The organism is Mesorhizobium sp. 128a, from assembly GCF_053848025.1.
The window spans coordinates 161749-187947 of record NZ_JBSPKY010000013.1; the positions used below are offsets into that span (position 1 = coordinate 161749).

General features: G+C 63.3%; 29 protein-coding genes. 18 read left to right on the top strand and 11 right to left on the bottom strand.

Translation table 11 applies throughout. The annotated features are described in order from the left end of the window. Positions 1-36 precede the first annotated feature (36 nt). On the bottom strand, positions 37-438 hold the full coding sequence (locus ACWTU9_RS21830) for a GFA family protein (protein WP_455860080.1): 402 nt from the start codon (positions 436-438) through the stop codon (positions 37-39). 140 nt (positions 439-578) lie between these two features. On the opposite strand from ACWTU9_RS21830, the gene ACWTU9_RS21835 reads away from it, so the two are divergent. Both ACWTU9_RS21835 and ACWTU9_RS21840 read left to right on the top strand, forming a co-directional pair. Further along, positions 579-1343, top strand: coding sequence for a TlyA family RNA methyltransferase (locus ACWTU9_RS21835; RefSeq protein WP_455860081.1), 765 nt, complete (start codon positions 579-581; stop codon positions 1341-1343). Then, entirely contained in the window at positions 1340-2575 is a 1236-nt protein-coding gene (locus ACWTU9_RS21840; protein ID WP_455860082.1) for a class I SAM-dependent RNA methyltransferase, read from the top strand. Before ACWTU9_RS21835 ends, ACWTU9_RS21840 begins: the two co-directional genes overlap by 4 nt. 4 nt (positions 2576-2579) lie before the next feature. On the opposite strand, the gene tldD is transcribed toward ACWTU9_RS21840, so the two are convergent. The 3 genes from tldD to ACWTU9_RS21855 form a co-directional block, all read right to left on the bottom strand. Continuing rightward, entirely contained in the window at positions 2580-3992 is a 1413-nt protein-coding gene (tldD, locus tag ACWTU9_RS21845; RefSeq protein ID WP_455860083.1) for a metalloprotease TldD, read from the bottom strand. A 106-nt stretch (positions 3993-4098) separates the two neighbouring features. After that, entirely contained in the window at positions 4099-4566 is a 468-nt protein-coding gene (locus tag ACWTU9_RS21850) for a YbjN domain-containing protein (RefSeq protein ID WP_455860084.1), read from the bottom strand. 74 nt (positions 4567-4640) lie between these two features. Next, positions 4641-5207, bottom strand: coding sequence for an invasion associated locus B family protein (locus ACWTU9_RS21855; RefSeq protein WP_455860085.1), 567 nt, complete (start codon positions 5205-5207; stop codon positions 4641-4643). 363 nt (positions 5208-5570) lie between these two features. Between ACWTU9_RS21855 and coxB the strand changes: the two genes are divergently transcribed. The 14 genes from coxB to ACWTU9_RS21925 all read left to right on the top strand — a co-directional run bounded on the left by coxB (position 5571) and on the right by ACWTU9_RS21925 (position 16207). Beyond that, positions 5571-6467 (top strand): cytochrome c oxidase subunit II, encoded by an 897-nt coding sequence (coxB, locus tag ACWTU9_RS21860; RefSeq protein ID WP_455860086.1) that lies wholly within the window; start codon positions 5571-5573, stop codon positions 6465-6467. Positions 6468-6505: 38 nt separating this feature from the next. Then, positions 6506-8158, top strand: a complete 1653-nt coding sequence (ctaD, locus tag ACWTU9_RS21865) for a cytochrome c oxidase subunit I (RefSeq protein WP_454586659.1) — start codon at positions 6506-6508, stop codon at positions 8156-8158. Positions 8159-8228: 70 nt separating this feature from the next. Then, complete coding sequence (locus ACWTU9_RS21870; RefSeq protein ID WP_455860087.1) at positions 8229-9173, top strand: heme o synthase; 945 nt, start codon at positions 8229-8231, stop codon at positions 9171-9173. Positions 9174-9175: 2 nt separating this feature from the next. Further along, positions 9176-9331, top strand: a complete 156-nt coding sequence (locus ACWTU9_RS21875) for a hypothetical protein (RefSeq protein WP_455860127.1) — start codon at positions 9176-9178, stop codon at positions 9329-9331. 8 nt (positions 9332-9339) lie between these two features. Beyond that, the gene (locus tag ACWTU9_RS21880; protein WP_455860088.1) at positions 9340-9966 is read left to right on the top strand and encodes a cytochrome c oxidase assembly protein; all 627 of its coding nucleotides are present in this window, start codon (positions 9340-9342) and stop codon (positions 9964-9966) included. 1 nt (position 9967) lies between these two features. Beyond that, the gene (locus ACWTU9_RS21885) at positions 9968-10849 is read left to right on the top strand and encodes a cytochrome c oxidase subunit 3 (RefSeq protein ID WP_454573797.1); all 882 of its coding nucleotides are present in this window, start codon (positions 9968-9970) and stop codon (positions 10847-10849) included. A gap of 253 nt (positions 10850-11102) precedes the next feature. After that, positions 11103-11489 carry a DUF983 domain-containing protein gene (locus ACWTU9_RS21890; RefSeq protein WP_455860089.1) on the top strand — a complete coding sequence of 129 codons (387 nt, stop codon included), beginning with the start codon at positions 11103-11105 and terminating at the stop codon, positions 11487-11489. Then, entirely contained in the window at positions 11486-12241 is a 756-nt protein-coding gene (locus ACWTU9_RS21895) for an SURF1 family protein (protein ID WP_455860090.1), read from the top strand. Before ACWTU9_RS21890 ends, ACWTU9_RS21895 begins: the two co-directional genes overlap by 4 nt. 67 nt (positions 12242-12308) lie before the next feature. After that, positions 12309-13319 carry a 4-hydroxy-3-methylbut-2-enyl diphosphate reductase gene (gene ispH / locus ACWTU9_RS21900; RefSeq protein WP_455860091.1) on the top strand — a complete coding sequence of 337 codons (1011 nt, stop codon included), beginning with the start codon at positions 12309-12311 and terminating at the stop codon, positions 13317-13319. Between the two features lie 7 nt (positions 13320-13326). After that, positions 13327-14289: a homoserine kinase gene (locus ACWTU9_RS21905; RefSeq protein ID WP_455860092.1), complete on the top strand. Its 963-nt coding sequence runs from the start codon at positions 13327-13329 to the stop codon at positions 14287-14289. After that, complete coding sequence (gene rnhA / locus ACWTU9_RS21910; RefSeq protein ID WP_455860093.1) at positions 14286-14831, top strand: ribonuclease HI; 546 nt, start codon at positions 14286-14288, stop codon at positions 14829-14831. The genes ACWTU9_RS21905 and rnhA overlap by 4 nt, the downstream gene beginning before the upstream one ends. Before the next feature lie 31 nt (positions 14832-14862). Then, positions 14863-15450 (top strand): histidine phosphatase family protein, encoded by a 588-nt coding sequence (locus ACWTU9_RS21915; RefSeq protein WP_455860094.1) that lies wholly within the window; start codon positions 14863-14865, stop codon positions 15448-15450. Positions 15451-15602: 152 nt separating this feature from the next. Beyond that, positions 15603-15947 (top strand): hypothetical protein, encoded by a 345-nt coding sequence (locus ACWTU9_RS21920; RefSeq protein WP_455860095.1) that lies wholly within the window; start codon positions 15603-15605, stop codon positions 15945-15947. After that, entirely contained in the window at positions 15854-16207 is a 354-nt protein-coding gene (locus ACWTU9_RS21925) for a hypothetical protein (protein ID WP_455860096.1), read from the top strand. Before ACWTU9_RS21920 ends, ACWTU9_RS21925 begins: the two co-directional genes overlap by 94 nt. 9 nt (positions 16208-16216) lie before the next feature. Here ACWTU9_RS21925 and ACWTU9_RS21930 read toward each other — a convergent pair whose 3' ends face one another. The 3 genes from ACWTU9_RS21930 to ACWTU9_RS21940 form a co-directional block, all read right to left on the bottom strand. Further along, positions 16217-16696: a DUF2938 domain-containing protein gene (locus tag ACWTU9_RS21930; RefSeq protein WP_455860097.1), complete on the bottom strand. Its 480-nt coding sequence runs from the start codon at positions 16694-16696 to the stop codon at positions 16217-16219. 87 nt (positions 16697-16783) lie between these two features. Then, positions 16784-17260, bottom strand: a complete 477-nt coding sequence (locus ACWTU9_RS21935; protein WP_112563912.1) for a peroxiredoxin — start codon at positions 17258-17260, stop codon at positions 16784-16786. Between the two features lie 109 nt (positions 17261-17369). Further along, complete coding sequence (locus tag ACWTU9_RS21940; protein ID WP_455860098.1) at positions 17370-18176, bottom strand: protein-disulfide reductase DsbD domain-containing protein; 807 nt, start codon at positions 18174-18176, stop codon at positions 17370-17372. Positions 18177-18390: 214 nt separating this feature from the next. Here ACWTU9_RS21940 and ACWTU9_RS21945 point away from each other — a divergent pair, with 214 nt between their 5' ends. Beyond that, complete coding sequence (locus tag ACWTU9_RS21945; RefSeq protein ID WP_454573806.1) at positions 18391-18999, top strand: YqgE/AlgH family protein; 609 nt, start codon at positions 18391-18393, stop codon at positions 18997-18999. Between the two features lie 31 nt (positions 19000-19030). On the opposite strand, the gene ACWTU9_RS21950 is transcribed toward ACWTU9_RS21945, so the two are convergent. Genes ACWTU9_RS21950 through thrC form a run of 4 tightly spaced genes read right to left on the bottom strand, consistent with a single transcriptional unit; the run spans position 19031 to position 25247 of the window. Beyond that, on the bottom strand, positions 19031-21919 hold the full coding sequence (locus ACWTU9_RS21950; protein ID WP_454573807.1) for an EAL domain-containing protein: 2889 nt from the start codon (positions 21917-21919) through the stop codon (positions 19031-19033). A 3-nt stretch (positions 21920-21922) separates the two neighbouring features. Further along, entirely contained in the window at positions 21923-22522 is a 600-nt protein-coding gene (locus tag ACWTU9_RS21955; RefSeq protein ID WP_454573808.1) for a GNAT family N-acetyltransferase, read from the bottom strand. A gap of 20 nt (positions 22523-22542) precedes the next feature. Further along, complete coding sequence (locus tag ACWTU9_RS21960; RefSeq protein WP_455860099.1) at positions 22543-23835, bottom strand: M16 family metallopeptidase; 1293 nt, start codon at positions 23833-23835, stop codon at positions 22543-22545. A 14-nt stretch (positions 23836-23849) separates the two neighbouring features. Next, entirely contained in the window at positions 23850-25247 is a 1398-nt protein-coding gene (gene thrC / locus ACWTU9_RS21965; RefSeq protein WP_455860100.1) for a threonine synthase, read from the bottom strand. 128 nt (positions 25248-25375) lie between these two features. Between thrC and ACWTU9_RS21970 the strand changes: the two genes are divergently transcribed. Then, complete coding sequence (locus tag ACWTU9_RS21970) at positions 25376-26101, top strand: hypothetical protein (RefSeq protein ID WP_455860101.1); 726 nt, start codon at positions 25376-25378, stop codon at positions 26099-26101. The last annotated feature ends 98 nt before the right edge of the window (positions 26102-26199 follow it).

Here is a 26199-nt window from a genome sequence, read left to right on the forward strand (position 1 = left end):
TGTCCGAAAACCGGTTCCCACTTTTCGGGATCATGCTTAAAACCACATATCACGCACGCAGCGCCCGTCGCGTGACAGGTCATCGTAGGTATCGAGACCGTCGAAATGGTCGATCGGCAGGTCGGCGACCGCCTCCGGCGGCGCCAGCCTGACATTGACGGCGATCCGCGTGCGGCCGCTGTCACTGCGGCGCAAGCCGCGCCAGGCGAGCACACAGGCACAGGTCGGGCAAAACAGGATTTCCAGCGACGGCTCGTCTTTCCCAGCTCGCGTATAGGAATGCACGGGTCCTACTACGCGTATGCGCTCATCGACGAAATCATAGGCCCAGAGGGTGCCGTAGCGGCGACAAAGCGTGCAGTTGCAAGCGGTGATCGGGCCGGGGTCTCCCTCCAGGGTCCAGTGGGCGGCGCCGCAATGGCAGGTTCCCGTCAGCATTCGTCCTCCTCCGCATTGCCGAGCCATCCCGCCCCGGCCATCTTGCCGGACTGGGTGCGATTATCAACTGGCGGCGGGTCGGCCAGCTTCTCTCGCCCCAATGTCCTTGCCTTCGCGACCGGCTTTCGCCATGAAGGCCAATGAATTCCCCTCTGCCAGCCAGCACACGTCAGCGGCTCGACGAATTGCTCGTCCAGCGCGGCCTGTTTGCGAGCCGCTCTCGCGCCCGCGACGCGGTCGAGCGTGGAACTGTCTCGGTGGATGGCGTGGTCGCTCGCAAGCCCGGCCAGACTGTCCTGCCGCAATGCCTCATCGTCATCGACGATCCCGCGCAGGGCTATGTCTCGCGCGCGGCGCTGAAGCTGATTGCCGGGCTCGACCACTTCAGTCTTGATCCCTCGGGCTCCGAAGCCCTTGATATCGGCGCCTCGACCGGCGGCTTCACCCAGGTATTGCTCGAACGCGGCGCGGCCCACGTCACGGCCATCGATGTCGGCCACGGCCAGATACATCCCGATGTCTCGTCCAACCCGCGCGTCACCGTGATCGAGGGCTTGAACGCCCGCGAGCTCACCGGCGCCGATCTCGGCGGCTGTATTCCGGATTTCATCGTTTCTGATGTCAGCTTCATTTCGCTGAAACTGGCCCTGCCACCGGCGCTCGCCATCGCCAGGCCGGGAACCCGTGCCGTGTTTCTGGTCAAGCCGCAATTCGAGGCCGGCCGCGAGGCGATCGGCAAGGGAGGCTTGCTGAAGGACCCGTTTGACGCCGCCCGCGTTGCCGGCCTGCTGCAGGAATGGCTCGAAGGCGTCCCTGGCTGGCGAACGCTGGGTCTGCATCTGTCGCCGATAGAGGGCGGCGACGGCAACCGCGAGTTCCTGCTCGGTGGGATCAAGGACCGATGAGCACGCGCTTCACCATCAAGAGACTGGGCTCGCAAGGCGATGGTGTCGCCGAGACGGAAACCGGCGAGCTGTTCATTCCTTTCACGCTGCCCGGCGAGACCGTCACCGCGGCGCGCGAAAGGGATCGCGCCACGCTGATGGCGGTGCTGGAGGCCTCGCCGCTGCGCATCGATCCGGCCTGCCGGCATTTCACAGAATGCGGTGGCTGCGCCGTCCAGCATCTGCAAGCCGACGCCTACCAGCAATGGAAGCGCGACAAGGTCGTGCATGCCTTGAAAGGCATTGTCGCCGACATCGGCGCCTTGGTGCCGTGCGCGCCCCATACGCGCCGCCGCGTCGTGCTCGCCGTGCGGCGCACCGCCACCGGCATCCGGCTTGGCTTCCATCGCCATCTGTCGCCGGAAATCATCCCGATCGAGGAATGTCCGATCTCGCTGCCGGAGATCGTTGCCGCGCTCGATCGCTTGCGATCGGTCGCAGACCTGGTTTGCGCCACCACCAAATCGTTCCGCATGGCGGTCACGGTGACGGGCTCGGGCCTCGACGTCGCGGTCTATGAGTCAGGCAAGCTGGGCGAGCACCAACGCCGGATCGCCTCCAACTTCGTCATGGCCAATGGATTTGCCCGGCTTTCGATCGACGACGAGATCGTCATCGAGCCGAAAAAACCGGTGGTCATGTTCGGCACCGTCGCTGTCGCCGTACCGCCCGGCGCCTTCCTGCAGGCAACCGAAGCCGCCGAACAGACGATGGCCAACCTCGTTTGCGGACATCTGAAACGCGCCAAGAAAGTCGCGGATCTTTTCGCCGGCTGCGGCAGCTTTGCGCTTCGGCTGGCGGCGAAATCCGAGGTGCATGCGGTCGAAGGCGATGCGGCCGCCCTTTCGGCGCTCGACCGCGGATCACGCTTCGCCACCGGCCTGAAGCGAGTAACCGGCGAACGTCGCGACCTGTTCCGGCGCCCACTGACGTCCAAGGAGCTGAACGCTTTCGACGGCGTCGTCTTCGACCCGCCGCGCGCCGGTGCTGAGGACCAGTCGAAGCAGATCGCCCGCTCCGACGTGCCGTTCGTCGCCGCGGTCTCCTGCAATCCAGCGACGCTGGCCCGAGACCTGCGCATTCTGATCGACGGCGGTTATGCCCTGAAAAGCGTGACGCCCATCGACCAGTTCCTGTGGTCACCGCATGTCGAGGCGGTGGCGCTGCTGGAGAAGCCGAAACGGCGGCGGTAGCCGCTCAAACCCTGGTGCCGCCGACCGTCATCTGGTTCATCCTGAGATGCGGCTGGCCGACGCCGACCGGCACGCCCTGTCCGGCTTTGCCGCACATGCCGATGCCGTTGTCGAGCTTCATGTCGTTGCCGATCATCGACACACGGTGCATGGCGTCCGGTCCGTTGCCGATCAGCATGGCGCCCTTGATCGGCTGCGTCACCTTGCCGTTCTCGATCATGTAGGCCTCGGTGCAACCGAACACGAACTTGCCTGAGGTGATGTCGACCTGGCCACCGCCGAAGGAGACGGCGTAGATGCCGTTCTTGACCGAAGCGATGATCTCGTCGGGCTCCATGTCGCCCGATGTCATGTAGGTGTTGGTCATGCGCGGCATCGGCTGGTGCGCATAGCCTTCGCGCCGTCCGTTGCCGGTCGCCTTCATGCCCATCAGCCGGGCGTTCTGGCGGTCCTGCATGTAGCCGACCAGCTTGCCGTCCTCGATCAGCACGTTGCGGGCGGAGGGCGTGCCTTCGTCGTCGACGGTCAACGAGCCGCGCCGCTCGGGCATGGTGCCGTCGTCGACCACGGTGACGCCCTTGGCAGCCACCTGTTGACCCAGCAGGCCGGCAAAGGCGGAGGTCTTCTTGCGGTTGAAGTCGCCCTCAAGCCCGTGACCGACGGCCTCATGCAGCATGACGCCCGGCCAGCCGCTGGACAGCACGATGTCGAAGGTGCCGGCTGGCGCCGGAATGGCTTCGAGATTGACGAGCGCCTGCCTGAGCGCCTCTCGTGCCGCATGCCTCCAGCTGTCCTCGACCAGGAACTCGCCGAACGCCTTGCGACCGCCCATGCCGTAGGAACCGCTCTCCTGGCGGTCGCCATCGCCGACCACGACGGACACGTTGATCCTGACCAGCGGGCGGATATCGCGCACGACATGGCCGTCGGCGCGAACGATCTCGACATGCTGCCACGAAGCCGCGAGCGAGGCTGTCACCTGGCGCACGCGCGGATCCTCGGCCCGCAGCCAGGCGTCGATCTCCTGCAACAGCTTGGCCTTGACCTCGAAGGAAGGCGATGGGATCGGGTTCTCGTCGCCATAGAGATGGCGGTTGGTGCGGGCAGGGGCCGCGGCAAGCGTCCCGGAATAGCCGCCCTTGACGGTCGAGACGGCGTCCGCCGCGCGCAGCAGCGAGGCTTCGGACAGATCGCTGGAATGGGCGTAGCCGCTGGCCTCGCCCGCCACCGCGCGCAGGCCAAAGCCCTGGTCGGTGTTGAAATTGGCGGTCTTCAACTTGCCATTGTCGAACATCAGCGCTTCGCTCTCGCTGTATTCGAGGAACAGCTCGCCGTCATCGGCGCCGTTGAGAGTGTCGGCGACGATCCGCTTGATGTGATCGTCTGAAATGTCGAATTGGCCGATCAGGCTGTTCATGGCAGGTCCGTTCACAGGAGGAATGGTTGTTGCCACGATGTAGGCGTGAAGACGCGCCTGCACAATCCGCAATGACGATCCGCAGCCGGACGTGGAGCGCGGAGCCCTATTTCTCGTTCACGAACTCTTTGATGTCGCTGGTCATGGAATCCCAGTTCGAGAACTGCTCCTCGAGGTAGGAGCGGGTAACCCCGCCCCTGAACATGACATCCATCTTGAAGTTCGACCCGTCACCGGAAAAGGCCTTCACCCAGCGGAACTTCTTGTTCCATTCATTGGCCTGGTCGGCCGTGAAGGCATCCGTATAGCCCGAGGAGAACTGGATCGACTTGCACTTCTCATGGTTTTCGCAGCCATAGAAGTAGATCACATATTTCATGCCCTGAAGCCGGCCGGAGACCATCGGATCGCCGCCGTCATCCTTGTCCATCTTGGCCGAGCCATAGCCTTTCGCAATCTCGAGAATGACGGCCGGATCGGGCGCCATGATGATTTCGGCATCCTCGGCAAAGGCTACGGAAATTGCGCCGGACCAAATCAGGCCGATCGACAGAAGAAGAGAAAAAGAGCGCATGATGACCCCCACAGCCAAAAATCGAACCCGTGGGAAATTCTGCTTCGGGACCGGGCTCTTCGCAAGCATCAAGCTCAGGGGAGCGCGGCAAAACCGTCGGCGAAGCCCTTGAGGTCGACAGGGATGCCGATGCCTTCTTCCGGCGTCTGGAAGACGATGAAGGTGGCCGACGTTCCGGTCTTCAGCGTGTCGAGCAGCGGCTTTTCGAGAATGACCTCGGCGTAGCAGCCGTCCTGGAAGCAGCGCACGAAATAGGCGCGGCCGATATCCTTGCCGTCGACATTGAGACCAAGCCCGTTGGGCAGGAGCACGCCGAGTGGCGCCAGCACGCGCAGGATCTCGGCCTTGTTGTCGGCGGTGCGCAGCACCACGACAGACAGCCCCATTTCCGGGCGATCCTCGGCGACGACGTTCTGCATCATCACGCACTGTTCGGAGGTGGCGCCGGCCGGCGTGTCGCAGATGATCGACCACGCGCCATGCGTCGACTTGACCGTGCCGCTCGGCTGCGCTGCATTGGCGATGCCGGCCGCGGACGAGCCGATACCGATCAGGGCGGCGAGAAAGATGACCTTCGCCTCGCTGCTCGAAAGCCAAGCGCTTTTCGAATGCCAAGCGTTTCTCGAAAGCCAAGAGGTCATGACGGCTCCATTGCGAATCACGGCACTTTAAGCCGCGCCAAGGCCAAGTAAAGGATAAGGGCGACCGCCGGTCAGCCCCGGCAAGCGCAATAGTGCGCTTTTCCCTAGCAAATTCGCCCGAATTGCGACCGTCGGGCGTATTCCGGCCACAAGCCCGCATAGCTCGTCTGCCGACGATCGGCGCGGGGCAAAAAGCCGCTGAAACGGCGCGGCAGCACTTGCGCGCAAAAATGCCGCACGGTTTCGCCCGCTCCTTTCTTGCGGAGGGAAATAGAGTATGGTTTGAACCACCCTTGGAACTGTCCGGGATTCCCATTCCGGCATTGTTCGATATTCTTGCGTGCGATCGCGAGGAACCGGGAGATGAAGAGGGCGATGAGAAAATTCCCAGCAAGCGCCAAATTGATGGCAACAGCAGGCGCTGCCGCCGCATTTTTCGCCGGTGCCTCCGCCCATGCGGCCCAGCCGCAGCCGTGGGAGATGACCTTTCAGCCGGCAGCGACCGACATGATGCGGCAGATCGAGTGGTTCGGAAACTACACGATGTTGTTCGTCGTCCCGATCACCGCGCTGGTTCTGGCTCTTCTCGCCTGGTGCATCTTCAGGTTTCGCGCCAGCGCAAACCCGGTTCCGTCCAAGACCAGCCACAACACGCTGATCGAGGTCATCTGGACCGTCGGGCCGGTCGTCGTCCTGCTCTTCATCGCCATCCCCTCGTTCCAGCTTCTGACCGCGCAGTACACGCCGCCGGAAGAAGCCAAGCTGACCGTCAAGGCGACGGGCAATCAGTGGAACTGGGACTATGAGTACCAGACCGAGAACACGCTCTCCTTCAACTCGGCCATCCTTCAGGACGCAGACCGCGCGGCGATCGGCAAGGAAGACCGCAAGGTCTATCCGCGCCTGCTGGCGGTCGACAATGAGCTGGTGGTGCCGGTCAACACCATGACCCGCGTCCTGGTCACCGCGACCGACGTCATCCACTCCTTCGCCATGCCGGCCTTCGGCATCAAGATGGACGCGGTTCCTGGCCGCACCAACGAGACCTGGTTCAAGGCAGAGAAGGAAGGCCTCTATTACGGCCAGTGCTCGCAGCTGTGCGGCAAGGACCACGCCTTCATGCCGATCGCCATCCGCGTCGTCTCCGACGCGCAGTACAAGAGCTGGCTGGCAGCAGCCAAGACCGACCTTCCCGGTGCCAACAAGGCGCTGATGGCCGAGGTCGACGGTACCAACAAGGTAGCGGCCGCCGGCAATTGATGCCGCGGGTTAGCAAGATTTAGGGAACGGAGCCGACCATGGCAGAAGCTGCAGCTCACGACGACCACGACCACAAGCCCTATCATGGCTGGGTCCGGTGGGTGTACTCCACCAACCACAAGGACATCGGCACGCTCTATCTGATCTTCGCGATCTTCGCGGGCATCGTCGGTGGGGCGCTTTCGGTCGTCATTCGCATGGAGCTGCAGGAGCCGGGCATCCAGATCTTCACCGGTCTGGCGCAGATGGTCTACGGCATGAACGGCGACGCCGCCATCGACGGCGGCAAGAGCATGTACAACGCCTTCGGCACCGCGCACGCCCTGATCATGATCTTCTTCATGGTCATGCCGGCGCTGATCGGCGGCTTCGCCAACTGGATGGTTCCGATCATGATCGGCGCGCCTGACATGGCCTTTCCGCGCATGAACAACATCTCGTTCTGGCTGCTGCCGCCGGCTTTCATCCTGCTGATCGCCTCGGCCTTCATGCCGAGCGCGCCGGGCGCCTTCGGCGTCGGCGGCGGCTGGACGCTCTATCCGCCGCTGTCGACCTCCGGCCAGCCCGGGCCGGCCATGGATCTGGCGATCCTGTCGATCCACATTGCCGGCGCCTCGTCGATCCTCGGCGCCATCAACTTCATCACCACCATCTTCAACATGCGCGCGCCGGGCATGACGCTGCACAAGATGCCGCTATTTGCCTGGTCGGTGCTGATCACCGCGTTCCTGCTGCTCTTGTCGCTGCCGGTTCTCGCTGGTGGCATCACCATGCTGCTCACCGACCGCAATTTCGGCACCACCTTCTTCACGCCGGATGGCGGTGGCGACCCGCTGCTGTTCCAGCACCTGTTCTGGTTCTTCGGTCACCCCGAGGTGTACATCCTGATCCTGCCGGGCTTCGGCATCATCAGCCATATCGTCTCGACCTTCTCGAAGAAGCCGGTGTTCGGCTATCTCGGCATGGCCTACGCGATGGTCGCGATTGGCGCGGTCGGCTTCATCGTCTGGGCGCACCACATGTATACGACCGGCCTGTCGCTCGACACGCAGCGCTACTTCGTCTTCGCCACCATGGTCATCGCCGTGCCGACAGGTGTGAAGATCTTCTCCTGGATCGCGACGATGTGGGGCGGGTCGATCTCGTTCAAGACGCCGATGCTGTGGGCACTCGGCTTCATCTTCCTGTTCACGGTCGGCGGCGTCACCGGCGTCCAGCTCGCCAATGCCGGCCTCGACCGCTCGCTTCATGACACCTATTTCGTCATCGCCCACTTCCACTATGTGCTGTCGCTGGGCGCGGTCTTCGCCATCTTCGCCGGCTGGTACTACTGGTTCCCGAAGATGACCGGCTACATGTACTCGCCGGTGATCGCCAACACCCACTTCTGGGTCACCTTCGTCGGCGTCAATTTGATCTTCTTCCCGCAGCATTTCCTCGGCCTCGCCGGCATGCCGCGCCGCACCATCGACTATCCCGACGCGTTTGCCGGCTGGAACATGGTGTCGTCCTACGGTTCGTATATCTCGGCCGTCGGCGTGGTGATCTTCCTCTACGGCGTGTTCGAAGCCTTCCAGAAGAAGCGGGTGGCCGGCGCCAATCCATGGGGCGAGGGTGCAACGACGCTCGAATGGCAGCTGCCTTCGCCGCCGCCCTTCCACCAGTGGGAACAGCTGCCGAAGATCAAGTGAGGCAGCCTGATTACAAAACCGCCGGCCCGCCGGCGGTTTTGGCCAACGGAATGATTGGACTTACGTACGCATGGCCCTGGTCGACGACCCATTGATTGACGAAGCGGGCTTTCGAATTTCGGAAGCCACGGCGGGCGATTTCTTCGCCCTCCTGAAGCCGCGCGTCATGTCGCTGGTGGTGTTCACGGCCTTTGTCGGCATGGTGGCGGCGCCCGTGACCGTTCACCCGCTGATCGCAATGGTCGCAATCCTGGCGATCGCCATCGGCGCCGGCGCCTCGGGCGCGCTCAACATGTGGTACGACGCCGACATCGACGCGGTGATGAGCCGCACCGCCGGCCGCCCGATTCCATCCGGCCGCATCCTGCCCGGCGAGGCGCTGAGTTTCGGCCTTGTGCTGTCGGTGCTGTCGGTGATGACGCTGGGCGTGCTGATCAACTGGCTGTCGGCGGCGCTGCTCGCCTTCACCATCTTCTTCTACGCCGTCGTCTACACGATGTGGCTGAAGCGCTCGACGCCGCAGAACATCGTGATTGGCGGTGCCGCCGGCGCCATCCCGCCTGTGATCGGCTGGGCGGCGGTGACCGGAACGGTCAGCCTCGAAAGCCTCGTTCTTTTCCTGATCATCTTCCTGTGGACGCCGCCGCATTTCTGGGCGCTGGCGCTGTTCAAGTCCGACGACTACGCCAAGGCCGGCATTCCAATGATGCCGAATGTTGCCGGCCAGGCCTCGACCCGGCGCCAGATCTTTGGCTACGCGTTGATCCTGGCCCCGATCGGCGTGCTTCCCTGGGTGCTCGGCTTCACCAGCGCGGGCTACGGCATCGCTTCGCTGGCGCTCGGCGCCGGCTTTGTCCGGTACGCCTGGAAAGTGCTTCGTATGACTGACGCAGACCGCGTCATGAAGCCGGCCAAGGCGCTGTTTGCCTATTCCTTGCTCTACCTCTTCGCCATCTTCGCTATCTACCTCGCCGACTGTGTCATCGGTCGCGCTTTGGCCATCGGCGGAGCATGACCATGGCCGACAAGAAGCTTGAACTGGTCACGCTGACCGAGCGCCAGCAGAAAGCCCGCCGCAACCGTTCGGCCGCCATCGGCCTGGCGCTGGCGGCGCTGGTTGTCGTCTTCTACGTCATCACCATCGTCAAATTCGGCCATAGCGGATCGATGTGAGGCCGATGATGACCCGCCAGACCATGACCGATCCGAAAAAGAACAACACCAACCGCGTCGTCGCCGCCGTCTGCGTCGCCTTCTTCGGCGGCATGATCGGCATGGCCTACGCCGCGGTGCCGCTCTACAAGATGTTCTGCCAGGCTACCGGTTATGGCGGCACCACGCAGCGCGCCGAGAAGCAATATGCCGGTCGCATCCTCGACCGCGACATCACCGTACGCTTCGACGCCAACACCAACGGCATTCCCTGGCAGTTCCAGCCGGTCGCCCGCTCGGTCACCATCAAGATCGGCGAGACCACGCAGGCGCATTACAGCGCCACCAACAAATTCGACCGCGCCGTCACCGGCCGCGCCACCTTCAACGTCCAGCCGGAACTGGCTGGTCCCTACTTCAACAAGGTCGAGTGTTTCTGCTTCACCGACACGACGCTGAAGCCCGGCGAGACGCTGGACATGCCGGTCGTGTTCTATGTGGATCCAGACATCGTCAACGTGCCGGAACTGAAGGGCTTGAAGACGATCACCCTGTCCTACACCATGTTCCCGGTCGAAAAGAACAAACCGGTCGCCTCCTCGGCGCCGGCCGACAGCAGCAAAATTTCAGATACCGAAGCAAATCTCGGGGGTTGATATGGCAGACGCGCACGCAAAACCACAACACGACTACCATCTCGTCAACCCGAGCCCGTGGCCCTTCCTGGGCTCCATCGGCGCGCTGGTGACCGCCGTCGGTGGCGTTGCCCTGATGCAGTATCTCAAGAACGGCGATTTCCCGATCTTCGGCCACAACATCGCCAATCCGTGGCTGTTCTTCATCGGCCTGGTCATCGTGCTGTACACCATGTTCGCCTGGTGGTCGGACACGATCAAGGAAGCGCATGAAGGGCACCACACGCGCGTCGTGTCGCTGCATCTGCGCTACGGCATGATCATGTTCATCGCTTCGGAAGTGATGTTCTTCGTCGCCTGGTTCTGGGCTTATTTCGACGCCAGCCTGTTTCCGGGCGAGGCGCAGCAATATGCCCGCACCGCCTTCACCGGCGGCGTCTGGCCGCCGAAGGGTCTCGAAGTCCTCGATCCCTTCCATCTGCCGCTTTACAACACCATCATCCTGCTTTTGTCGGGCACCACGGTGACCTGGGCGCACCACTCGCTCATCCACGGCGACCGCAAGGGGCTGATCAACGGCCTGGTGCTGACCGTCGGCCTCGGCATGCTGTTCACCATGGTGCAGGCCTATGAGTACATACACGCGCCGTTCGGCTTCAAGGATTCCATCTATGGCGCCACCTTCTTCATGGCGACCGGCTTCCACGGCTTCCATGTGATCATCGGCACCATCTTCCTGCTGGTCTGCCTGATCCGCGCCATGAAGGGCGACTTCACACCGAAGCAGCATTTTGGCTTCGAGGCCGCTGCCTGGTACTGGCACTTCGTCGACGTGGTCTGGCTGTTCCTGTTCAGCGCAATCTATGTCTGGGGATCGACCGGCGCGCTGATCGAAGGCCACTGACGGCTTTCATCGGGGAATCAACCCCCAAACGAATAGGAGAGGCGGCCGCGGCAATACGGCCGCCTTTCATTTTTGGCGCCCATCCATGCCCAGCCCAACGGCTCCGGCTGGTCGGGCTGGCTGCTTCAATTGGTCGACTGGACCGATGGCTGCATTGGGATTACCGACTCCGACACGGATGAAATCTGGACTATGGTGCCGGATGCAATGCCGATCGAAATCGAGCCGTAGAACATGACCGAAGACGCTATCCATGAGTGAAGATAGGGCGATCTGGCCACCCATCGAGCCGATCTCGGCCGGCCTGCACGGCCGCTGTCCGCGTTGCGGCGAAGGGCGGCTGTTCTCCGGCTTCCTGACCGTCGGCAAGCGCTGCATGAATTGCGGGCTCGACTATTCCTACGCCGATGCCGGCGACGGTCCGGCGGTGTTCGTCATCCTGATCATCGGCTTCATCATCGTGGGGCTGGCGCTGTGGGTGGAAGTGACGCTGAGCCCGCCACTCTGGCTGCATTTCATCATCTGGATACCGCTGGCGGTGGCGCTGTGCCTGACGGCGCTGAGGCTGATCAAAGGCGTGCTGCTGACGCTGCAATACGCCAACAAGGCGGCTGAAGGCCGGCTGGACCACGAGCAATGAGCGATGCGTTGGCGAAAGCCACCGGCCGTTCGCGGCCGAAGACGGCGTTGCTGCTCGGCCTCGGCCTGGTGCTGTTCGTCATCCTGCTTGGGCTTGGCACCTGGCAGGTACAGCGCCTGCACTGGAAGGAAGGCCTGCTGGCGACCATCGACCAGCGCACCCACTCGGCGCCACGGCCGCTGGCAGACGTCGAGAAGGAATTCGCCGCCACCGGCGATGTCGACTACACGCCGGTTACCGTCAGCGGCACATTCCTGCATTCCGGTGAGCGGCATTTCTACGCCACCTGGGACGGCGATGCCGGCTTCAATGTCTACACGCCGCTGGCGCTCGACGATGGCCGCTTCGTGCTGATTAACCGCGGCTTCGTTCCCTATGACCTCAAGGACCCCGCCAAGCGCCCGCAAGGGCAGGTGACGGGCAAGGTTACGGTCACCGGGTTGGCGCGCAATCCGCTGCCGGCCAAGCCGTCGACGATGCTGCCCGACAATGACGTGGCCAAGAACATCTTCTACTGGAAGGACCGCGATGCGATGGCGGCAACCGCCGGCCTGCCGGCCGGTGCCGTGCTGGTGCCGATCTTCATCGACGCCGACAAGTCGCCGAACCCCGGTGGGCTGCCGGTCGGCGGCGTCACCATCATCGATCTGCCGAACTCTCATTTGCAATATGCCTTCACCTGGTACGGCCTGGCCGCCGCCCTTGCCGCGGTTCTGATCATCAGGCTGCGCCGCCAAGTGAAGCCTGAATGATGTCAGCTGCCCTTGACAGGGTGGGGGTGCACACCTCATTTCGCCTCTGAACAACGGCCCGGATTAAATGCTTCACACCAAGACCAAGCCTCCGCTGACGATCCGGCTCTGCCAGCCGCGCGGCTTTTGCGCCGGCGTCGACCGTGCCATCCAGATCGTCGTGCTGGCGCTGAAGAAATACGGCGCGCCGGTCTATGTCCGCCACGAGATCGTGCACAACCGCTATGTCGTCGAGGGCCTGCAAAGCCTCGGCGCGGTGTTCATCGAGGAACTGTCGGAGATCCCGGCCGAGCATCGCAAGTCGCCGGTGGTCTTCTCGGCCCATGGCGTGCCGAAATCGGTGCCGGCCGACGCCCAGGCGCGCGAACTCTTCTATCTCGACGCCACCTGTCCGCTGGTGTCGAAGGTGCACAAGCAGGCGATGCGCCACCAGCGGCTCGGCCGCCATGTGCTCTTGATCGGCCATGCCGGGCACCCCGAAGTGATCGGCACGATGGGCCAGTTGCCGGAAGGCGCTGTCACGCTGATCGAGACCGAGGCAGACGCCGCGACTTTTGCCCCAGCCGACCCCGAAGCGCTCGGCTTTGTCAGCCAGACGACGCTGTCGGTCGAGGACACCGCCGGCATCCTGCGTGTGCTGCAGGAGCGCTTCCCGCACCTCAATGCGCCGGCCGCCGAATCGATCTGCTACGCCACCACCAACCGCCAGGAAGCGGTCAAGGAGACCGCTGCCGGCGCCGATCTCTACCTGATCGTCGGCGCGCCCAATTCCTCCAATTCGCGCCGTCTTGTCGAAGTGGCGGAGCGCGCCGGCGCCACCATGTCGCTTCTCGTACAGCGCGCTTCCGAAATTCCATGGAATGACATCACAGACATTTCGACGCTCGGCCTGTCGGCCGGCGCGTCGGCGCCGGAGATCATCGTCGACGAGATCATCGACGCTTTCCGCCAGCGCTTCGAAGTGACTATCGATCTCGCGATCACGGCGACCGAAACGGAGGATTTTCCAGTCATGCGGGTTCTGCGCGATGTCGAACTGACGCGGGCCGACATGGCCTTCGTCAACGGAGCCGCGTGAACAGCCCATGGCGGTCTACACCGATGTCAACGAGGGCGAACTCGGCGCGTTCCTCAAGGCCTATCCGGTCGGAGAATTGCTGTCCTACAAGGGCATTGCCGAAGGCACCGAGAATTCGAATTTTTTGCTGCACACATCGAGCGGCTCCTACATTTTGACGCTCTACGAAAAGCGCGTCGACAAGGCCGACCTGCCGTTCTTTCTTGGCCTGATGGGCCATCTCGCCCGCAAAGGCATTTCCTGTCCGCTGCCGGTGACCGCGCATGACGGCACCGTCATCGGCACGCTGGCCGGCCGTCCCGCAGTCATCATCACTTTCCTCGAAGGCCTGTCGCTGCGGCGGCCGACAGCGGCGCATTGTGCAGAGGTCGGCAAGGCGCTGGCCGCCCTGCATCTGGCCGGCCAGGACTTTGCGATGACCCGCGACAACGCGCTCGCCATCGATGGCTGGCGCAAGCTCTGGAACGCCTCACGCGAGCGCGCCGACGAGGTCGAGCCGGGGCTGGCGGCCGAGGTCGATGCCGATTTCGCCGATCTTGAACGTCATTGGCCGCAGGACCTGCCGACGGGCATCATCCATGCGGATCTGTTCCCCGACAATGTCTTCTTCCTCGGCGAGAAACTGTCCGGACTCATCGACTTCTATTTCGCCTGCAACGACCTCTACGCCTATGACGTCGCCACCTGCCTCAACGCCTGGTGTTTCGAGAAGGATTTCTCCTTCAATCTCACCAAGGGCACGGCGCTGCTGGCCGGCTATCAGAGCGTGCGGCCGTTGGGCACTGCCGAGAAGGCGGCGCTGCCGATGCTGGCGCGAGGCTCGGCTCTGCGCTTCATGCTGACCCGGCTCTATGACTGGCTGACCGTTCCCGATGGCGGGCTGGTCATGAAGCGCGATCCGACCGAATATATCCGCCGCATGCGCTTCCATCGCGCGATCAGGTCTCCTTCGGAATACGGACTGACATGACCAAGCAGGTTGAAATCTTCACCGACGGCGCCTGCTCGGGCAATCCAGGTCCCGGCGGCTGGGGCGCCATCCTGCGCTTCAACGGCAAGACCAAGGAATTGTCGGGCGGCGAGGCCGAGACGACCAACAACCGCATGGAGCTGCTCGCCGCCATCTCCGCGCTGAACGCGCTGAAGGAGCCGTGCGCCGTCGAGCTTCACACCGACAGCAAATATGTCATGGACGGCATTTCCAAATGGATCCATGGCTGGAAGAAAAACGGCTGGAAGACCGCCGACAAGAAGCCGGTCAAGAACGGTGAGCTGTGGCAGGCGCTGGACGAGGCCAACAGGCGTCACAAGGTGACCTGGAACTGGGTCAAGGGCCATGCCGGCCACACCGAGAACGAACGCGCCGACGAACTCGCAAGGGAAGGCATGGCACCGTTCAAGAAGGGCTCGGCCGCATCTGCAACGCCGAAGCCCGCAGCGGCGCTGATGCCGGCCGCGCCGGCGAAGCAGCCGGCGGCCCCAAAGGCGCGGCGCTCGACCCAGAGCTATTGAGTTCAGGCTTCCCGGCAGGAAGATCTCACCTGTGCCGATTGCATACTACATCACCCATCCCCAGGTTCAGATCGATGCCAACATTCCCGTACCGGAATGGGGGCTGTCCGAGATCGGACGGGCACGGGCATCAGCCATGCTCGACCAACCATGGGTCGGCCAAATCCGCCGCGTCGTCTCGTCGACCGAGCGTAAGGCGATCGAAACCGCTGAGATACTGGCCAGACATCTCGGCCTTACGGTCGAGCTGCGCGAACGCATGCATGAGAACGACCGGTCGGCAACCGGCTTCCTGCCGCCGCCGGAGTTCGAAGCGGTCGCCGACCAGTTCTTCGCCAACCCGCACAAAAGCATTCGCGGCTGGGAGCGGGCCATCGATGCCCAGCAGCGTATTGTCAGCGAGGTCGAAACAGTGCTCGGCACCGCCGGCAGTGGCGATATTGCCTTCGTCGGCCATGGCGGCGTCGGAACACTGCTGCTGCTTTCGCTCAGTGGTCGCGAAATCGGCCGCGAGGCGGACCAGCCGGCCGGCGGCGGCAACTACTTCGGCTACGATGTCGGCATACGTCGCGTCGTCCACGGATGGTGGCCGATAGACAAGCCGCGCCACGGTAATTGATGGCCGGAAGCCAGCAATTCTAGGCTTTGGCTTAAAGTCGATTTCATCCCTGGGTGAAAGAACGGCGCAATCGATCCTGGCGATGAGGCGCGGCGATGTTCGGGCGCAGGACTTTCGGCAAGCAGCAGCACAGCTTTGCCGATCTCAAGAAAATGATGCGTCCGACGCCGGATGCCGACGGCGTGACGCGCGTTTTCTCAAAAGAGCTCTGGGACGATCCGAAGATCGGTACCTTCCTGCGTGAGGCCGGCTTCGCACCGGACGACCAGCGCAATATCATGCGCACGGCGGATGATTACATCGCCCTTTTCGCCGCGGCGAGAGACCGGCTTCAGCAGCGCACCGAGGCCTTCAACGCCGAGATGGCGGCACGCAAGGGCTATTGCCGGGCCGCGCCCTTTTTTTGGTCATCGACCAGTCGATCTGGGACGGCGAACATGGCGCCTTCCTCTATGCCCAGATGGATCTCGTCGGCTTCGACGAATGGAGTGTCGTGATGCTGGCGGCGGATGCGCGGACAACGCAGTCATGCGGCCTGCCGGCTCACCCAGGCCCGGTGCCGGCGCTTACCCAGGCAATGACCGGGCACGTGGTCCGATGGAAGGCGCGCTATGAATTCGCGCTGGAAGAATTCGGCGTCACCGCCACCGGCGGTCGCAGCATCACGCGGGAGCAGTTCGAGGCAGAGAAAGACGCGCTGCGTCAGGAGATCGTCGACACCGTAGCCGCGATGAAGCCGCGCGTGACCAGCGAATAGAACCTGTCCTCAGCGGATCAGCAGGGCAGTGCCGTAAAGGCCGAGTGCGAATACCGTATGCGAGATCACGTTGAAGGCGCGGATCTGCATCGGGTTGGGGCGCTTTGAAGCCGCCCAGCCGGCGCCCATGCCAGGCGCCAGCAGGAACCAGCCGGCGCCGATGGTGATCATGCCAAGGATGAAGGCCGGCAGAAAGGTCGGTGCGTCCAGCCAAGCTCTGCCCACCAGAGCCACCAGGATGAAGCCGTAGACGATGCCGGTGAAATAGTGGAAGGCCCACCCCAGCGCGTGCTCGTGCGCATAGGGCGCGGCCTTGGCGATATCATCGTGGAAGACCTTGCCGTCCTTGAGGTGCCAGACCCAGCGGCCGGGCGGCCCCCAGTTCGGGCGCGGCTGGCCGAGCGCCAGATGCAGGAACATCGCCCAGAGATCCATCAGCACCGTGGCGCCGATGCCGATCGCAACACTGCGCCAGATGATGTCAAACATCGTCGAGGTCCCCCAAAAGCAGGCAATCCGGCAGGAAGCGCGCGGTGGTCAGGCCATGGCGCGCATAGCCCACGCGGCTGCCGCTATTTAGAGCTGGCTCAGAATGTGAGCGGCACCGGATGTGTCTACACCGGGCTTGGTCTCGACATTGAGCGCGGTGACCTTGCCATTGTCGACGATCATCGAGAAGCGTCTCGCGCGTAGCCCCATATCGTTGCTTACGAAATCGAGGCCGACCGACTTGGCGAAGTCGCCAGTCCCATCGGCGAGATAGAGGATCTTGCCTTCACCGCCGGTGAAATTCGCCCAGGCGCCCATGACGTGGACGTCGTTGACCGAGACGACGGCGATGGTGTCGACGCCGCGCGCCAGGATGGCGTCGTGGTTTTCGAGATAACCCGGCAGATGGTTGTTGCTGCAGGTCGGCGTGAAGGCGCCGGGAACGCCGAACAGCACCACCTTCTTGCCCGCAAAAATCTCGGCCGAGGTGATCACCTTGGCGCCGTCGGCGGTCATTTCCTTGAAGGTCGCATCGGGTAGTTTGTCGCCAACGGCAATCGTCATGATGGTCCTCGTGTGAAAGCAGGGAAGGTTTCTTGCGATAGCGAAATCGGGTATCTCCCGCAACCGCCGACAAGGCCTGGATCAAGGGAAAGCCTGGATCGGGTATGTATCAAGGGAAAGGCAAAACGCCCTCGACCGCGCCTTCCGCACTTGTCAGCGTGTAATACAACCCGCCATCGGTCGGTGTCGTCGACGGCCGGTCGAGGATCGGTACGGTAAACACCAGCCGGCCGTCCTTTTCGCTGCGCGCAGGCGCCCCGAACATGTAATCGCGTTCGCCGGCGACGAAGAAATCCGCCGCCTCCGGATCTCCGGGAAAGGTCGCCTCGACGATCAGCGTCTCGTGGTTGCCGGGCAGGACCTTGATGCCGAAATCAGCCTTGGCGGGGGCGGGCAAGGTGGCAAGGGCCGCCTTCACCAGGGCCGCATCCTCGGCATTGTCGGGATCGGCGGCGGGATCGACGCTTAGCCGCGTCTGCACCGGAATGCAGATGGTCTCGCAGATGCCGAGAAAGATGTCGGCATCGATGACGGCCGTATCCCCAGGCGAGGACAGGGTGAACGTCACCGGCAGCGAAACCGGATGGTTGTAGCCGGCCCACTTGCCATAGCCGTCGTCATGACGCTGCGGCGGCGGGAAGGAAAGCGCCGCATCGGTGATGTTGGTGCTGGCCGAGACGTCGATCTGCGGTGGCACCCCGGCGTCGCCCGGATCGCGCCAGTACGTCTTCCAGCCGGGCTTGAGCGCAATGTCGAGCACGCCATGGATGCGCCCGGCGTCGTCGGCCTTGCCTGATGTCACCAGCCGCACCTTGCCGCCTTCGCTGCTATACCAGTCCGAAGAGGAAGCCGTGGCGGGAAGGGCTGCTCCGCATCCGATGGCGGCGCTGAGCAGCAGGATTTTCAAGCTTTGCATGGCGGTGATTTGATCGTCAGTTCATGGCCGCGCAATGTTTTCATGGCGCTCTGCGTATCATATTTGCGTGACTTTCGGGCGAGGAACAGTCGAGTTCAAGCGATCAGCCGGATTAAGTTGGCAATCAGGAATCCGTTGCTCCAGCTATTGGGCTTTGGGCGAATCGCGCGCGGCGCATCTTTTCGGCGTCCCGGAAACGCGTTACGCTCCCTCCATGGACTTGTTGCGGCACAAGAAGACGGCCGGCGGACGCGGCTTTCTCGACGACCAGTTCCTGATTGCCATGCCCGGCATGAAGGACGACCGCTTCACGCGCTCGGTCATCTATATCTGCGCGCACAGCGACGAAGGCGCGATGGGCCTGATCATCAACCAGACGCAGCAGATGCTGTTTCCCGATCTTCTGGTGCAGCTCGGCATCATGAACGAGCAGGAGGCGATCAGGCTGCCGGCGCAGGCCCGCGACTTCGTCGTGCGCAATGGCGGCCCGGTCGATCGCAGCCGCGGTTTCGTCTTGCACTCCGGCGACTACCGGGTGGAATCCTCGCTCACCGTCTCCGATGATATCTGCCTCACCGCGACCGTCGACATCCTGCGCGCCATCTCGTCCGGTCGCGGCCCGCGGCGCGCGCTGATGGCGCTCGGCTATTCCGGCTGGGGCGCCGGTCAACTGGAAACAGAGATTGCTGAGAATGGCTGGCTGACCTGCCCGGCGACGCCAGAACTTCTGTTCGACACCGACATCGAACGCAAATACGACCGTATCCTGGCCACCATCGGCATCGACCTGGCGCATTTGAGCCTGGCGGCGGGGCACGCCTGACCTATCACCTGATCCAGAGGCCAAACGGCCTCTAAGCCTGCGTCATCGGATACTGCTCTTTCAGCGCTTTCAGCACCTGGTCGCCCGGCATCGGGGCGCCGAACATGAAGCTCTGCACGTATTCGCAGCCCATCTGGCGCAGTTCCAGTGCATCGCTTTCGTCGGAAATACCCTCGGCCACCACCGACAGGCCGAGCTCATGCGCCATGTTGACCATGGATTTGAGCAGCACCGCACGCTTCGGCGTCGCGTCGTCGACGAAGCTCTTGTCGATCTTGATGGTATCGAAGGGGAAGCGCGTCAGGTAGGCGAGCGACGAATAGCCGGTGCCGAAATCGTCGAGCGACAGGCCGATGCCGAGCTGCTTCAGCTTGGTCAGCACATGCGAGGTCTGCTCGGGATTGTCCATCACCAGCGATTCGGTGAGTTCGAGCCTGAAGCAGCGCGGCTTCAGATTGGCGCGCGCGATGACCGAGCGGACATCGCTGACCAGGTCGCGGCGGATCAGCTGGCGGCTGGACAGGTTGACCGACACCGATAGCGGCGTGTCGCCGATCTGCTTTTGCCAGCCGGCGAGGTCCTCGGCCGCCTGCTGCATGGCAAACAGGCCTAGCTGTACGATCAGACCGCAGCTTTCGGCGACCGGAATGAAATCGCCCGGCGGGATCATGCCGCGGCGCGGATGGTCCCAGCGCAGCAGCGCTTCGAAGCCGGCAATGCTGCCATCCTCCAGCCGCACGATCGGCTGGTAGGCAAGGGTGAACTCGCGCCGCTCGATGGCGCGGCGCAGATCGGATTCGAATTGCAGACGGTCGGTACCGACGGTGCGGAAGGCCGGCCTGAAAGGCTCGATCCTGTCGCCGCCGAAGCGTTTGGCCTGGTGCATGGCAAGCTCGGCGTCCTTGACCATGTCCTCGGCCGAAGTCTGCGCCGAAGTCCAGGTGATCAGGCCGATCGAGGCAGTCAGCACGATCTCGCGCTTGGCGAAGGTGATCGGGTTGTTGATGGCGTGCTTGATGGCGTCCGCCACCGCGGCGATGCGGGCAGGGTCCTGTTCGGACAGCAGCATCAGCGCAAACTGGTCGCCGGCAAAGCGCGACAGCGAATCCTTCGGCTTCAGCAGCCGGTGCAGGCGGCGCGCAATGGTGAGCAGGATGGTGTCGCCGGCCGAGATGCCGAGCCCGTCATTGACCTGCTTGAACCGGTCGATGTCGATGACGAAGACGGTCGGGCGCACCTTTTCTTCGGTGCGCGCGATCGAGATGATGGCTTCCAGCCGGTTCATCAGAAGTTCGCGGTTGGGCAGCCCGGTCAGATTATCGTGAACAGCGTCGTGCAGCAGTCTTTCCTCGGACTTTTTCTGCTCGGTGACGTCAACCATGGTGCCGACGCAGCGAATCACTTCGCCGTCCGAGCCGATCACCGGCCGCGCCCTCAGCAAGAACCAGTGGTAATGCCCGTCGGCGCCGCGCAGGCGGAAATTCTGCGACACCCGGCCACGCCGGTGTTCGAGCACCACGTCGAGCGTGGTGCGGAAGGTATCGCGGTCGTCGGCGTGCAGCACCGGCAGCCAGTTGCGGGCGGCACCCCCCAGGCTGTTGGGCGCAAGGCCAAGCTGAATGCTGACATCGGGCTTGGTGACGACGCGGTCGCGCAGAACGTCCCAGTCCCACACCGTGTCGCCGGAGCCCGCCACCGCCAGCGCCTGGCGCTCGAGATCGGAGAACAGGCCTTGATGCAGCGCGCCGCCGGCAAAGGCATGCTGCATGACGGTGAAGCCGATCAGAAGGATGATCAGGATCAGCCCGCCGCCCAGAGCCGGCTGGGCGATGTCGTTGTCGAGCATGCCGGTGATCGCCATCCACGATCCGCATAGCCAGAGCAGCACCATGACCCAACTGGGCACCAGCATGATAGCTCGATCATAGCCACGGATACCGAGCAGGATGATCAGGCCGAGCCCGGTTAGCGCGGTGGCGGCGAAGGACAGCCGGGCAATGCCGGCAGCGACGGCCGGATCGACGATGGCGACACCCGCGATCAGCACCAGGCCAAGGATCCAGACCACCGCGCCATAGCTGAAATGGCCGTGCCATCGGTTGAGGTTGAGATAGGCGAACAGGAACACCACGAAGGTCGCCGCAAGCGCCACCTCCGTTCCCGCCCGCCACATCTGCTCATTGCCGGGCGATATCTCTATGATCTTGTTCAGAAAGCCGAAATCGACGCAGATATAGGCAAGCACTGCCCAGGCGAGGGCCGCGGTCGCCGGGAACATCGAGGTTCCCTTGACCACGAACAGAATGGTCAGGAACAGCGCCAGCAGGCCGGCAATGCCGATGACGATGCCGCGAAACAGCGTGTAGGAATTGACCGAGTCCTTGTAGGCCTCCGGCTCCCAGAGATAGACTTGGGGCAGCTTGGGCGAGGCGAGTTCGGCGATGAAGGTGATCACCGTTCCCGGGTTCAGCGTCACCCGGAACACATCGGCGTCGGGGCTCGACTGGCGGTCGAGCGCGAAGCCCTCGCTGGGTGTGATCGCGGCGATGCGGGTGGCGCCGAGATCGGGCCAGAAGATGCCGGAATTCACCAGCCGGAAATGCGGCGCCACGATCAGCCGGTCGAGCTGCTGGTCGGTGGTGTTGGCGAGCGCGAACACCGCCCAGTCGCCGCTCGAGCGCGCGTTATTGGCCTCGACCTCGATGCGCCGCACGATGCCGTCGGGGCCGGGCGCAGTCGACACCTGGAAGTTTTCGCCCTGGTTGGGGTAGATCGTGACGGCGCGCGACAGGTCGAGCGCGACGTCGTCGCGGGCAATCTTGATCGGTTCGACGGCGAAGGCCGGGAGCGCCGCGCATAGCGTGACGACAGCCGCCAGAACGAAGGCCAACAGCGACCCGTTTCGCAGGAAATTCGTCAAAAATCAGTCCTTCGTTCCAGCGCCGCCCGGCGGATCGTCCGCGATCCGGGCGTAGAGGTAGTGGTCCTGCCAGATGCCATTGATCCTGAGGTAGGATCGCAAAAGTCCTTCGCGCCGGAATCCGGCTTTTTCAAGCACTCGGATCGACCGGGCGTTGTCGGGAATACAGGCAGCTTCGATCCGGTGCAACCTCAGCGTATCAAAGGCGAAGCGGCAGACGACCTTGACCGCGTCGGTCATCAGGCCGCGGCCGCCAAACCTCTCGCCGATCCAGTAGCCGACATGGCCGCTTTGCGAGACGCCGTGGCGGATGTTACCCAGCGTAATGCCGCCGGCAAGCTTGCCGCTCGCCTTCTCGAAGATGAAGAAGGCGATCGCGGTTCCTTGTGCATAGTCTTCGCGGTAGCGGCCGATGCGCAACCGCCAGGCGGTGCGGTCGAGTTCGTCGGGCGTCCAGCGCGGCTCCCACGGTTCGAGGAAGCCGCGGCTTTCGCCGCGCAGCGCCGACCATTCGCGATAGTCGTTGGTGTAGGGCACGCGCAGCGTGACCCGGTCGCCCTTCAGTGCCGGCAGGTCGCGGCGAAAGAAAGGGAGCGCGAACACGGGGCGCGCCTTGAGGGGGCTTAGACGGCGAGCTTGCGGGCCGTGGTGTGCGTGCCCGCAAGCGAATCGAGGATCGCCTCATAGGGCGCGAGCGTACCCACGGGGCCGACGGCGGTCAGCGTCGGCTTGGTCGAAAACAGCCGTGACGACAGGTCGGTCAGCCGCTCGATAGTCAGCGCCGACAGCCGTTCCATCAACTCCTCCTTGGCGATCGGTCGGCCGAACAGAAGCAGCTGCCTGGCGATCTGCGAGGCGCGGCTGGCCGGGCTTTCCGCCGACATGATCAGTCCGGCGCGGTATTGCGCGCGTGCCCGGTCGAGTTCTTCCTGCAGGATGTTCTCGCCGGCCTTTTGTAATTCGTCGATGACGACAGGCACCAGTTCGGCAATGTCGCTCTGTCCGGTCGCGGCATGGACGCCGAAAATGCCGGTATCGGAAAAACCCCAGTGGAAGGCATAGACGGAGTAGCACAGGCCGCGCTTTTCGCGCACCTCCTGGAACAGGCGCGAAGACATGCCGCCGCCGAGGATCATCGACAGCACCTGCGAGGCGTAGAAGTCGCGCACGTGATAGGCGCGGCCTTCGAAGCCGAGCACGATCTGCGCGTCCATCAGGTCGCGATCCTCACGGAAATCGCCGCCGACATACTGCGCATATTGCGGCATCGTGCTGTCGGCCTTGCTGCGGAAGCCGCCGAGCTGCTTTTCCACCTCGCGCACGAAATTGTCGTGCTTGATGTCGCCCGCTGCCACGATCACCATGCGCTCGGCGCCATATTGGCGTTCGATGAAATCGTGCAGCTGTTTGGAGGTGAAGGATTTGACGGTTTCCGGCGTGCCGAGGATCGAGCGGCCGATCGTCTGGTGGCGGAACGCCGTCTCGGTGAAACGGTCGAAGACGATGTCGTCGGGCGTGTCGTGCGCGGCACCGATCTCCTGCAGGATCACATGCTGCTCGCGCTCCAGCTCCTGCGGGTCGAATTCGGACTCCTGCAGGATGTCGGCAAGGATATCGACGGCCAGCGGCACGTTGTCGGACAGCACCCTGGCATAGTAGGATGTCGTCTCGACGCTGGTGGCGGCGTTGATCTCGCCGCCGACATCCTCGATTTCCGAGGCGATTTCGAAGGCGGTACGCCTTTTCGTGCCCTTGAAGGCCATATGCTCGAGCAAATGGGCCATTCCGTGCTCTTCGTCACGCTCATTGCGAGCGCCCGACTTGACCCAGGCACCAAGGGCAACGGATTCGAGGCTTGGAAGGGTTTCGGTGGCGACTGTCAGGCCGTTCGACAGACGGCTTACCTCAACACCCATATGGCAATTACTCCCTAACGCGCTGCCCTTGAGTGGCGGCTCACGTAATCTTCCACCATTTTCAGGTCGGATGGAAGTACCGTGTATTTTTCGTCGGCTGACATCAAGGACCCCAGCCATGCAGGCAGGGCCGGCGACACGCCGCAGGCGGCTTCGACAGCCGCCGGGAACTTGGCCGGGTGGGCCGTGCCCAGCACCACCATCGGCACTGCGCCGTCAGCCTTGCCGGCGGCGACATGCACGGCCGCGGCCGTATGCGGGTCGAGCAGGTAGTTGCTTGATTCCAGCGTCGAACGGATGGTGGCGGCGACCTCGCTCATATTAGCCCGGCCGGCGTCGAATTCCGACCGCATCCTGGCCATTTCAGCCGTTTCGATGGTGAAGGCGCCGGACTGTTTCAGCCCGGCCATATAGCGCCGCACCGTCTCGGCATTGCGGTCGGAGGCCTCGAACAACAGCCGCTCGAAATTCGACGACACCTGGATGTCCATCGAAGGCGACGTCGTCGCAAACACACCTTTGGTGCGGTATTCGCCGGTCGCGAAGGTGCGCGCCAATATGTCGTTGTCGTTGGTGGCGACGATAAGCCGCGCTATCGGCAGGCCCATCCTCTTTGCGGCATAACCGGCGAAAATGTCCCCGAAATTGCCTGTCGGCACGGTGAAGGAAATGGGCCGGTCGGGTGCGCCCAGCGAAAGCGCCGAGGAGAAATAGTAGACGATCTGGGCCATGATGCGGGCCCAGTTGATCGAATTGACGCCCGACAGCGACACTCCATCGCGGAAGGCATGGTCGTTGAACATATCCTTCAGCAACCCCTGGCAATCGTCGAAATTGCCTTCGATGGCCAGCGCCTGGACGTTGGCGGCGGTCGATGTCGTCATCTGCCGCTGCTGCACCGGCGAGACGCGGCCATGCGGGAACAGCACGAAGATATCGGTGCGGTCGCGGCCGGCAAAGGCGTCGATGGCCGCACCGCCGGTGTCGCCCGAGGTGGCGCCGACGATCGTGGCGCGCTGGCCGCGCTCGGCCAGCACATGGTCCATCAGCCGGGCAAGCAGCTGCATGGCGACGTCCTTGAAAGCCAGCGTCGGACCGTGGAAGAGTTCGAGGATGAAGGTGTTAGGGCCGGTCTGCACCAGCGGGCAGACGGCCTGGTGGCGGAAAGTGGCATAGGCTTCGCGCACCAGGCGTTCGAAAACGGGTGCGGCGATCTCGCCGCCGAGGAACGACGTCAGCACGCGGATGGCAAGGTCGGCATAGGGCAGGCCGCGCATGGCGCGGATCTCGGCTGCCGAAAACTGCGGCCACTCGCGCGGCACATAGAGCCCACCGTCACGTGCCAGTCCGGCCAGAACCGCGTCGGAAAATCCAAGCGCAGGCGCTTCCCCGCGAGTACTCACATATTGCATGTCACAGACCCGTTGCCGCTTGGCGTTTCCGTTCACCACAGAGTGGTTAATTTCTGCGCTGGCTCAGTCGCATTTTTGCCGCGCCATTGCTATAGGTCACCAGCTTTGCGAGAGGGAAGTGCAGTTTCATGGCGTTCTATTCGTTCAACCGTCGCTTTGTCGCGGGTCTGGCGCTCACCGGCTTTATGCTTGCCGCCGCCGGCTGCCAATCGAGCGACAATGGCATCCTCAACCTCGGCTTGGGCAAGAAGACCGACCCGAATGCGCCAATACCGCCGCAGGACCCCAAGGTGCTCGCCAGCCAGTTGCAGGCCTACTGCCCGAAAGTGACGGTGCGCGACGGCACCGCCTATTTCAACACCTACGCCAAGGGTGCGCCGCAGCCGAAAAAGAAAAAGGCTGACGCCGCGCAGGATGCCGAGGCCGCTGCCGCCGCGCAGACGGCGCCGGATGGCACCATCGTCGACCCGAACAAGGATCCGACCAAGATCATCTACCAGGCCTCGATTAGCGATGTGAGCCGCGATTGCAGCCGTGCCAACGGACAGTTGACGATGAAGGTTGGCGTTGCCGGCAAGATCGTGCCGGGACCGATGTTCACCCCCGGCACAATCACCATGCCGATCCGCGTCGCCGTCATGCATGGCACCGACGTGCTTTATTCGCAGATCCATCCCTATCAGATCCAGGTCAGCGATCCCTCGACCGCCACCCAGTTCGTCTTCACCGATTCCAATGTCGTCGTACCTGAGCCTTCCGCCAAGGACTACCAGGTCTATGCCGGCTATGACGAGATCGCGCCGGCGGCGGACAAGAAGTCCGGCAAGAAGAAGCGAGCTCCCGCCACGAACTAGGAAGTGCTTGGGCGGCGTCGCTGTTGCGACGGTGGCTGTCAACTCTTTGAAAGATCGACACGATCTGGTCGTGGCCCTGCAGGAATGAGCCTGCAGGC